Genomic DNA, 8279 nt, shown 5'->3' on the forward strand with positions numbered 1-8279 from the left:
GAGGAGAACGTCGTGGCCAAGGGCAAGCGGACCTTCCAGCCGAATAACCGGCGCCGAGCCCGCGTGCATGGCTTCCGCCTGCGGATGCGCACTCGTGCCGGACGCGCGATCGTATCCGGTCGGCGCCGCAAGGGTCGCCGCGCGCTCTCTGCCTGATCGCAACGTCAGGTCCTTCGGCGGTGCTTCCCGCACGCAACCGCATGACGCGGTCAATTGACTTTGACGCGACGGTGAAGCACGGGATCCGGATGGCCCAGCCCGATCTCGTCGTGCACTTTCACCGGGGCGAAGACCGCGACGAAACCCGCCCGCCACGCGTCGGACTGGTGGTTGGCAAGCCCGTCGGATCCGCCGTCGACCGCCACCGGGTCGCCCGCCGGCTGCGGCACGTCGCCCGAACGCTGCTGGACCAGCTCGGGCCATCCGATCAGTTGGTGATACGTGCGCTGCCCAGCAGCCGCAGTGCGTCCTCGGCCCGACTCGAGCAGGAACTGCGCCGGTGTCTGCGACGCGTGTCGACGGCGGGAAGCAAGCCGTGACGACCCTGGCGCGGCTGCGCGCCTTGCTTTGCAGCGCCGGACGAATGACCGCCAGCGCTGCGATTTTCCTGATCCAGCTGTACCGGCATATGGTGTCGCCGCTACGTCCGGCGACGTGTCGGTTCGTCCCGACCTGCAGCCAGTATGCGGTCGATGCGCTGGATGAGTACGGCTTGATTCGGGGGAGCTGGTTGGCTGCGGCCAGACTCGCCAAGTGCGGACCATGGCATGAAGGTGGTTGGGACCCGATCCCGGACCGACCGGGATGCCACGTGAATTGCCAAGAGGCCAGCGACGCCCGGGCTGCCCGAGCGACGCGAGGGGAGAGTGGATCTTTTGTTTGATTTCTTCAGTCTCGACTTCGTCTACTACCCGGTGTCGTGGATCATGTGGGTCTGGTACAAGTTGTTCGCCGCCATGCTGGGGCCGTCGAACTTCTTCGCCTGGGCGCTGTCGGTGATGTTCCTGGTGTTCACGCTGCGGGCGTTGCTCTACAAGCCCTTCGTCCGGCAGATCCGCACCACACGCCAGATGCAGGAGCTGCAGCCCCAGATCAAGGCGCTGCAGAAGAAGTACGGCAAGGATCGCCAACGCATGGCGCTCGAGATGCAGAAGCTGCAGCGCGAACACGGGTTCAACCCCATACTGGGCTGTCTGCCGATGCTGGCGCAGATCCCGGTGTTCATCGGTCTATATCACGTGTTGCGCTCGTTCAACCGGACCACCGGCGGGTTCGGCCAGCCCCACCTGTCGGTGGCGGGGAACCGCCTTACCGGAAACTACGTCTTCACCCCGACCGACGTCGGACACTTCCTGGACGCGAACTTGTTCGGCGCACCGATCGGCGCCTTCATGACCCAGCGCACCGGTCTGGACGCGTTCACCATCTTCAGCAGGCCGGCCGTAATTGCCGTGGGGCTGCCGGTGATGATCCTGGCCGGGGTCGCGACCTACTTCAACAGCCGGGCCTCGGTGGCGCGGCAGAGCCCGGAAGCGGCGGCCAACCCGCAGACCGCGATGATGAACAAGCTCGCGCTGTACGTGTTCCCGCTCGGCGTTGTCGTCGGTGGGCCGTTCCTGCCGCTGGCGATCATCCTGTACTGGTTTGCCAACAACATCTGGACCTTCGGCCAGCAGCACTACGTCTTCGGGATGATCGAGAAAGAAGACGAAGCCAAAAAGCAGGAAGCGATCCAACGCCGGGCGGCGAACGCCCCGGCGCCGGGCGCGAAGCCGAAGCGCAATCCCAAGGCGGCATCGGCCGGCGGCAACGGGTCGTCGACCGCGGACGCAGAACCCGGAAAGTCCGGCTCGACGAACGGCGCTTCGGATGCGGCCGGCGCGCCGGGGGCCGACGCTGGCGACGGCCCGAGCAACCGCACGCCTCGTCCCGGGGCGCGGCCGAAAAAGCGCAAACGCTGATACGGGCGGAACGACTAGCGGGGCCGCCGGGACAGGGCGACCCGAAGTGGGCCGGGGCCCATCGAATGAGGGAGAGAAGACATGACAGACGCCGAGGCCACCGAGCGCGACGTTGATACCGAACTCGACACGCAATCGGACGCCGAGGACACCACCGAGCCGGGCTCGGAGGAGATCGACGACCTGGAGGAGCGCTTGGTCGCCGAGGGCGAGATAGCCGGCGATTACCTCGAAGAGTTGTTGGACCTGTTGGACTTCGACGGCGATATCGACCTGGACGTCGAGGGCAGCCGCGCCGTCGTGAGCATCGACGGCAGCGACGACCTGAACAAGTTGGTGGGCCGCGGCGGCGAGGTGCTCGACGCGCTGCAGGAACTCACCCGGCTGGCGGTGCACCAGAAGACCGGCGTCCGAAGCCGGCTGATGCTCGACATCGCGAGCTGGCGCCGACGGCGCCGCGAGGAGCTCGCGGCGCTGGGCGACAAGGTCGCGCGCCGGGTGCTCGAGTCCGGCGAACGCGAAGAGCTCTCGCCGATGACGCCGTTCGAACGCAAGATCGTGCACGACGCCGTCGCGGCGGTCCCCGGGGTGCACAGCGAGAGCGAGGGCGTTGAGCCGTCGCGACGCGTGGTCGTCCTGCACGACTGACCGGCCCCAAGTTACAGCCGTGTAGTTCCCGCCGTCGAACTCCGAAGGCTGACAGTGTGCGTTCCAACCAGAGGATGTTTCACGTGAAACATGTCGATACGACCGACGCGGCGGGCTCGGCGGGGGAGCGCACCGGCAAGGACCCGGTGCCAGAGGCGGCTGTTGCGGTCTTCGGCGAGCGGCTGGGAATCGCCATGGGGTACGCGGCGGCCTTGGCCACCGCAGGCGTCGAGCGAGGGCTGCTCGGACCGCGGGAGGTCGACCGCGTCTGGGACCGGCACATCCTCAATAGCGCGGCACTCGCCGAGCTCCTCGATCCGGGCGAGCGCATCGTCGACATCGGGAGCGGGGCGGGCCTGCCCGGGATCCCGCTGGCGATCGCGCGCCCCGATCTGGAGGTCGTACTGCTCGAGCCGCTGCTGCGCCGCAGCGAATTTCTCAACGCGATCATCCACGAACTAGGGTTGGCCGTCGAGGTGGTCCGTGGCCGTGCGGAGGAGCCGGGCGTACGCAACCGATTTGGGGAGAGGGATGCTGCGGTGTCGCGAGCGGTTGCATCTCTGGACAAGCTGACGAAGTGGAGCTTGCCCTTGCTACGGCACGACGGCCGGATGCTCGCCATCAAGGGGGAGCGGGCTTCCGACGAAGTTGAACAGCACCGGCGTGTGATGGCAGCATCGGGCGCCGCAGATGTCAGGGTGGTGACATGTGGCGCGAGCTATTTGCGTCCCCCCGCAACCGTAGTATCAGCGCGCCGCGGAAAGCCGCCCCACCACAAGCCGGCACGGACCGGGAAGGCCCGAACCCGATGATTTCTCCAGGAGATCGGCCGGTAGCTCGGCAGGCACCGGAAGACGTTCGCAAGGCGGCGCCGCCGGCGCCGGCGGCCAATGTTTCACGTGAAACAGCGGACGAATTCGACACCCCGATCGGGGCGGCGGCCGAACGCGCGATGCGGGTGCTGCACACCGCCTACCCGCCCCTGCGCCGGCCGTCCCATCGCCGCGTCTTCACCGTCGCGAACCAAAAGGGCGGCGTCGGCAAGACGACCACGGCGGTCAACCTGGCGGCGGCCCTCGCGCTGCAGGGACTCAAGACCCTCGTCATCGACCTCGACCCGCAGGGCAACGCGAGCACGGCGCTCGGCATCACCGACCGGCAGTCGGGAACGCCATCGTCCTATGAGGTGTTGCTCGGCGAGGTCGCGGTGCATGATGCGCTCCGGCGGAGCCCACACAACGAGCGCCTGTTCTGCATCCCGGCCACGATCGATCTGGCGGGCGCCGAAATCGAATTGGTCAGCATGGTCGCGCGCGAGAATCGGTTGCGCACCGCATTGGCCGATCTGGACAACCTCGACTTCGATTGCGTCTTCATCGATTGCCCCCCGTCGCTCGGGTTGCTGACCATCAACGCGCTTGTCGCCGCGCCGGAGGTCATGATCCCGATCCAGTGCGAGTACTACGCGCTCGAGGGCGTCTCGCAGCTGATGCGCAACATCGAGATGGTGAAGGCTCACCTCAATCCCCGACTCGAGGTGACCACCGTGGTGCTGACGATGTACGACGGCCGCACCAAACTCGCTGACCAGGTCGCGGAAGAGGTACGCCGCTACTTCGGCAGCAAGGTGCTGCGCACGGTGATTCCGCGGAGCGTCAAAGTTTCCGAGGCGCCGGGCTACAGCATGACCATCATCGATTACGACCCCGGTTCCCGCGGGGCGATGAGCTATCTCGATGCGAGCCGCGAACTCGCCGAGCGCGATTGAACACCATCCGCGAAGGGACGACCATGACGCAGCCGTTACGCAAGAAGGGTGGCCTCGGCCGGGGCCTGGCTTCGCTTATCCCGACCGGCCCCGCGGAGGGCGACTCGGGGCCGGCCACGCTCGGCCCGCGAATGGGCGCCGCCGCCGCCGACGTCTTGATCGGGGGACCGCCGCCGCAGGAGGCGTCTTCGGTGGGCGCGGTCTACCGCGAGATCGCACCGGCCGACATCGAGCGCAACCCGCGCCAGCCACGGCAGGTATTCGACGAGGAAGCGCTGGCGGAGCTGGTGCACTCCATCCGCGAATTCGGGCTCTTGCAGCCGATCGTGGTGCGGACGGTCAAGGATTCGGCGACCGGCGCGCGTTACCAGATCGTGATGGGGGAGCGGCGCTGGCGGGCGGCTCAAGAGGCCGGGCTGGCGACCATCCCGGCGATCGTGCGCGAGACCGGTGATGACAATTTGCTGCGCGATGCCCTGTTGGAAAACATTCACCGGGTGCAACTGAACCCGCTGGAAGAGGCGGCCGCCTACCAACAGTTGCTCGACGAGTTCGGGGTCACCCACGACGAACTGGCGGCGCGCATCGGCCGATCGCGGCCACTGATCACCAACATGATCCGGTTGCTCAAGCTGCCGATCGCGGTGCAGCGCCGCGTGGCCGCCGGGGTGTTGTCCGCCGGGCACGCGCGAGCCTTGCTGTCGCTGGAGGCGGGGGCGGAGGCACAGGAGGAGCTGGCCGCCCGGATTGTCGCCGAGGGGCTGTCGGTGCGCGCCACCGAGGAGGCGGTCACGTTGGCCAACCGCAGCGGTCCGACCACACCGACGGCGCCGCGACGCAAGCCTATTCAGATGCCGGGCCTGCAAGACATTGCCGATCGGCTCTCGACCGCCTTCGACACCCGGGTGACCGTCAGCCTCGGCAAACGCAAGGGCAAGATTGTCGTCGAGTTCGGCTCGGTCGACGATCTACAGCGGATCATCGACGTCATGTCCCCGCCCAGGTCATGAGCTAGGACACCGTGTAATTACGTCACTGTGACACTGGTGCCGCCGTTGCGGGAGATCCACCCATCATCGCCGCTGCGGATCGACGAAACAGCATGCGCAATAACAAGATTCGATGATCGGCGCCGCAAAGCCGCATGATGCGGGCCGTCGGGGGCGCCAACCCCGGTGGGCCGCCGATAGCTGGCCCGATTACGACCAATTCTCCTATCCTGGAGAGGTTGCCGGTGCAAATGGCTGCAGTACCGCACAGGAGCCAGGAGGCTAGTGTCCGCTCGAATCACGCCGCTACGGCTCGAGGCATTCGAGCAGCTTCCCAAGCACGCACGCCGGTGCGTCTTCTGGGAAGTCGATCCGGCGACCCTCGGTAACCAGGACCACCTCACCGACCCCGAGTTCGAAAAAGAAGCGTGGCTGTCGATGGTGATGCTGGAGTGGGGTTCGTGCGGGCAGGTCGCGACCGCGATCCCGGACGAGCGAAGCCAATCCGAGCCGCCGTGCCTGGGCTACGTGTTCTATGCCCCGCCGCGGGCGGTGCCGCGGGCGCACCGATTCCCGACCGGTCCGGTATCCGCGGACGCGGTGCTGTTGACGTCGATGGGCATCGAACCCGGACCGGCGGCCGAGGATCTGCCAAACGGCTTGATCGCGCGGGTCATCGACGAGTTGGTGCGGCGCGGCGTGCGAGCCCTCGAGGCGTTCGGCCGCACCCCGGCGGCGTCGGAACTGCAGGACCCGCGGTTGGTCGGTCCCGACGTGCGGCCGGTGTTGGAAGCAGTGGGCGATTGTTCGGTGGACCATTGCGTCATGGACGCGGAGTTCTTGCAAGACGTGGGTTTCGTTGTGGTGGCACCACATACGTACTTCCCGCGACTGCGGCTCGAGCTCGACAAGGGTCTGGGGTGGAAGGCCGAAGTGGAGGCGGCCCTGGAACGCCTGCTGGAGAGCGCACACCTGGAGCAGCCGGTCGGCGCCGGGTCTACGGCGGGAAATGCGTTGAAAACGTTTGAAAACCACCGCGGGTGGTTTTCGACGGGTGGTTAAGAGCCGCCCAGCTGGCTGGTGCGTTCCACCGACAATTCGTGGGCCAGTAACTCGGCGAACGTGAAAGTGCCAGTGGGCCGGTCATTCTTGCCCAACAGATACAGCCGCTTGACCGCGGCCAGGATGCCTTCGGCGATGGCATCACGGGTCTGCGTTGAGACCAGCATCGCGCGATCGCGCGGGTTGGTGATGTAGCCGACGTCGACCTGCACCGTCGGCATTCGGGTCAGGCGCAGCAGATCCCACGTCCGGCCGTGCGTGCGGCAGTCTCGTAAACCGGTGCGGGCCACCACTTCCCGCTGAATGAAGTCGGCGAGATTTCGGCCGATGGTGGAGACCGAACCGTGCGAGTTTCCGAAGTGAAACGACGCCACCCCGTTGGCGGCAGGGCTGATCTGACTCTCGCACCGCAGGCTGATCATCAGATCGGCGCCGACGTTGTTGGCGGTGGCGGCGCGTTCGGCATCCAGCGGACTGCGATTGACCGGTCGCGACAGGAAGGTCTCCATGCCGATCGCGGCCATCCGCCCCTCGAGCCGGCTGCCCAAGTCCCACAACACATCTGCTTCGCTGATCGGTCCGGACGGGCCCTGCATGATGGCGCCGTGATCCGCTCCGCCGCGGCCCGGATCGATGATGATCCGCTTGCCCGACAGCTTGGGACCGGATGAGCGAACGAGCTCTTCTTCGCGCAGCGCGTGTGGCGATCCGCCGGTGACCCGTGAACTCAGAAAGTGAAAGGAGCGCAACGTTTCCGGGCCACAGATGCCGTCGGCGGAAAGCCCGTACTCGCGCTGATACGACATCAATGCGTTGTGAGTCTGCAACCCGAAGTATCCGTCGACCAGGCCGGTGTAGAAACCCAGATCTTGGAGCCGGGCCTGCAGCGTGGCCACGTCGTCGCCGAACAGCGGCGCACCGAATTGGTGGTACAGCGTGCGCGCGCCCAACCGGTACGACGCCTCCTTGAGCGCCCGGTAGGTGGCCTCACCGACGATGCCGTCGACGAGCAGGCCCCGATGCTGCTGGAAGGCACGCACCGCTTGGTCGAGTTCGGCGTCGAAAAGGTCGAGGGCCACCTGCCGGCCCGTGTTGAGATCGTTGTCGGAGTCATCGAGCAGGCCCAGCGAGGCCAGTGTCGCCCGAATCTCGGTCACAGCAGCACCGCGGTCACCACAGCGCAGCGCGTCGCCGTATTCGCGGCGAGGACTCGACATACAGGGGGCCCTCCGGGACTAACTGACGAGCTCAAAATGGGCAACAGCTAACCGTATTGTCGCAGACGGTTCGTCAATTCGGGAAAACCCCAGGCTATGCGCGAGGCGTGGTGCGATGAATCAAATGAAGATCAGCTTAGGTTGGGAACCGCGTCCGAGAGCTCGCGCAGCAATGCCGCCTTGCCCTTGGCGCCGACGATCCGCTTCACCGGCTGCCCATCTTTGAACAGGATCAGGGTGGGGATGGAGACCACCTGAAAGCTCTGCGCGGTTTCGGGGTTGGCGTCCACGTCGAGCTTGGCGACGGTGAGCTGCTCTCCCCGCTCGCTGGCGATCTCTTCGAGGACCGGCGCCACCATCTTGCAGGGGCCACACCACGTCGCCCAAAAGTCAACCAGCACAGGCTTATTGCTGGACAAGACGTCGGTGGAAAATGACGCGTCAGAGACTTCGATTGTGGCCCCGGCTTTTTCGGCGTCGGTCATTGTGGTGCTCCAATCAATGTGTCGGTACTGCCAGGAAATTCGGTTGCGTCGCCTTGTGCGGCGGCGCTGGACTCTTCGTGGTCGGCGAGCCAGCGTTCGGCGTCGATGGCCGCCGAGCAGCCGCTGCCCGCGGCGGTGATGGCTTGGCG

11 protein-coding genes and 1 pseudogene are annotated in these 8279 nt (G+C 66.3%); 9 read left to right on the forward strand and 3 right to left on the reverse strand.

The window, feature by feature from the left end:
• Positions 1-12: 12 nt before the first annotated feature.
• The 9 genes from rpmH (at position 13) to BST14_RS12970 (ending at position 6428) form a co-directional block, all read left to right on the forward strand.
• On the forward strand, positions 13-156 hold the full coding sequence (rpmH, locus tag BST14_RS12930; protein WP_003874369.1) for a 50S ribosomal protein L34: 144 nt from the start codon (positions 13-15) through the stop codon (positions 154-156).
• 23 nt (positions 157-179) lie between these two features.
• Positions 180-539, forward strand: a complete 360-nt coding sequence (gene rnpA, locus BST14_RS12935; protein WP_083064846.1) for a ribonuclease P protein component — start codon at positions 180-182, stop codon at positions 537-539.
• Between the two features lie 44 nt (positions 540-583).
• Complete coding sequence (yidD, locus tag BST14_RS12940; RefSeq protein ID WP_245845392.1) at positions 584-883, forward strand: membrane protein insertion efficiency factor YidD; 300 nt, start codon at positions 584-586, stop codon at positions 881-883.
• Positions 867-1961, forward strand: coding sequence for a membrane protein insertase YidC (yidC, locus tag BST14_RS12945; protein ID WP_083064848.1), 1095 nt, complete (start codon positions 867-869; stop codon positions 1959-1961). The genes yidD and yidC overlap by 17 nt, the downstream gene beginning before the upstream one ends.
• 81 nt (positions 1962-2042) lie before the next feature.
• Entirely contained in the window at positions 2043-2609 is a 567-nt protein-coding gene (locus BST14_RS12950; protein ID WP_083064849.1) for a Jag family protein, read from the forward strand.
• A gap of 74 nt (positions 2610-2683) precedes the next feature.
• On the forward strand, positions 2684-3421 hold the full coding sequence (gene rsmG, locus BST14_RS12955; protein WP_083064855.1) for a 16S rRNA (guanine(527)-N(7))-methyltransferase RsmG: 738 nt from the start codon (positions 2684-2686) through the stop codon (positions 3419-3421).
• Positions 3355-4377, forward strand: coding sequence for a ParA family protein (locus BST14_RS12960; protein WP_438502157.1), 1023 nt, complete (start codon positions 3355-3357; stop codon positions 4375-4377). Before rsmG ends, BST14_RS12960 begins: the two co-directional genes overlap by 67 nt.
• Before the next feature lie 23 nt (positions 4378-4400).
• A complete protein-coding gene (locus BST14_RS12965; protein WP_083064856.1) occupies positions 4401-5387 on the forward strand; it encodes a ParB/RepB/Spo0J family partition protein in 987 nt (328 codons plus the stop codon).
• A 264-nt stretch (positions 5388-5651) separates the two neighbouring features.
• Positions 5652-6428 carry an acetyltransferase gene (locus BST14_RS12970; protein WP_083064851.1) on the forward strand — a complete coding sequence of 259 codons (777 nt, stop codon included), beginning with the start codon at positions 5652-5654 and terminating at the stop codon, positions 6426-6428.
• On the opposite strand, the gene BST14_RS12975 is transcribed toward BST14_RS12970, so the two are convergent.
• The 3 genes and pseudogenes from BST14_RS12975 to BST14_RS29505 form a co-directional block, all read right to left on the reverse strand.
• Complete coding sequence (locus tag BST14_RS12975) at positions 6425-7645, reverse strand: N-acetylmuramoyl-L-alanine amidase (protein ID WP_083064852.1); 1221 nt, start codon at positions 7643-7645, stop codon at positions 6425-6427. The two genes, BST14_RS12970 and BST14_RS12975, sit on opposite strands and share 4 nt — an antisense overlap.
• 131 nt (positions 7646-7776) lie before the next feature.
• Positions 7777-8130 carry a thioredoxin gene (gene trxA, locus BST14_RS12980; protein ID WP_066861867.1) on the reverse strand — a complete coding sequence of 118 codons (354 nt, stop codon included), beginning with the start codon at positions 8128-8130 and terminating at the stop codon, positions 7777-7779.
• Positions 8127-8279, reverse strand: a pseudogene (locus tag BST14_RS29505) (thioredoxin-disulfide reductase); the annotation flags it as partial. The pseudogene BST14_RS29505 and the gene trxA, both read right to left, overlap by 4 nt.

The sequence above is a fragment of the Mycobacterium arosiense ATCC BAA-1401 = DSM 45069 genome (assembly GCF_002086125.1).
Lineage (GTDB): Bacteria > Actinomycetota > Actinomycetes > Mycobacteriales > Mycobacteriaceae > Mycobacterium > Mycobacterium arosiense.

Coding starts and splice junctions, on each gene's coding strand:
- yidD (WP_245845392.1), top strand. CDS start 584: ATGACCGCCAGCGCTGCGATTTTCCTGATCCAGCTGTACCGGCATATG.
- BST14_RS12950 (WP_083064849.1), top strand. CDS start 2,043: ATGACAGACGCCGAGGCCACCGAGCGCGACGTTGATACCGAACTCGAC.
- rsmG (WP_083064855.1), top strand. CDS start 2,684: ATGTTTCACGTGAAACATGTCGATACGACCGACGCGGCGGGCTCGGCG.
- BST14_RS12965 (WP_083064856.1), top strand. CDS start 4,401: ATGACGCAGCCGTTACGCAAGAAGGGTGGCCTCGGCCGGGGCCTGGCT.
- BST14_RS12975 (WP_083064852.1), bottom strand. CDS start 7,645: ATGTCGAGTCCTCGCCGCGAATACGGCGACGCGCTGCGCTGTGGTGAC.
- trxA (WP_066861867.1), bottom strand. CDS start 8,130: ATGACCGACGCCGAAAAAGCCGGGGCCACAATCGAAGTCTCTGACGCG.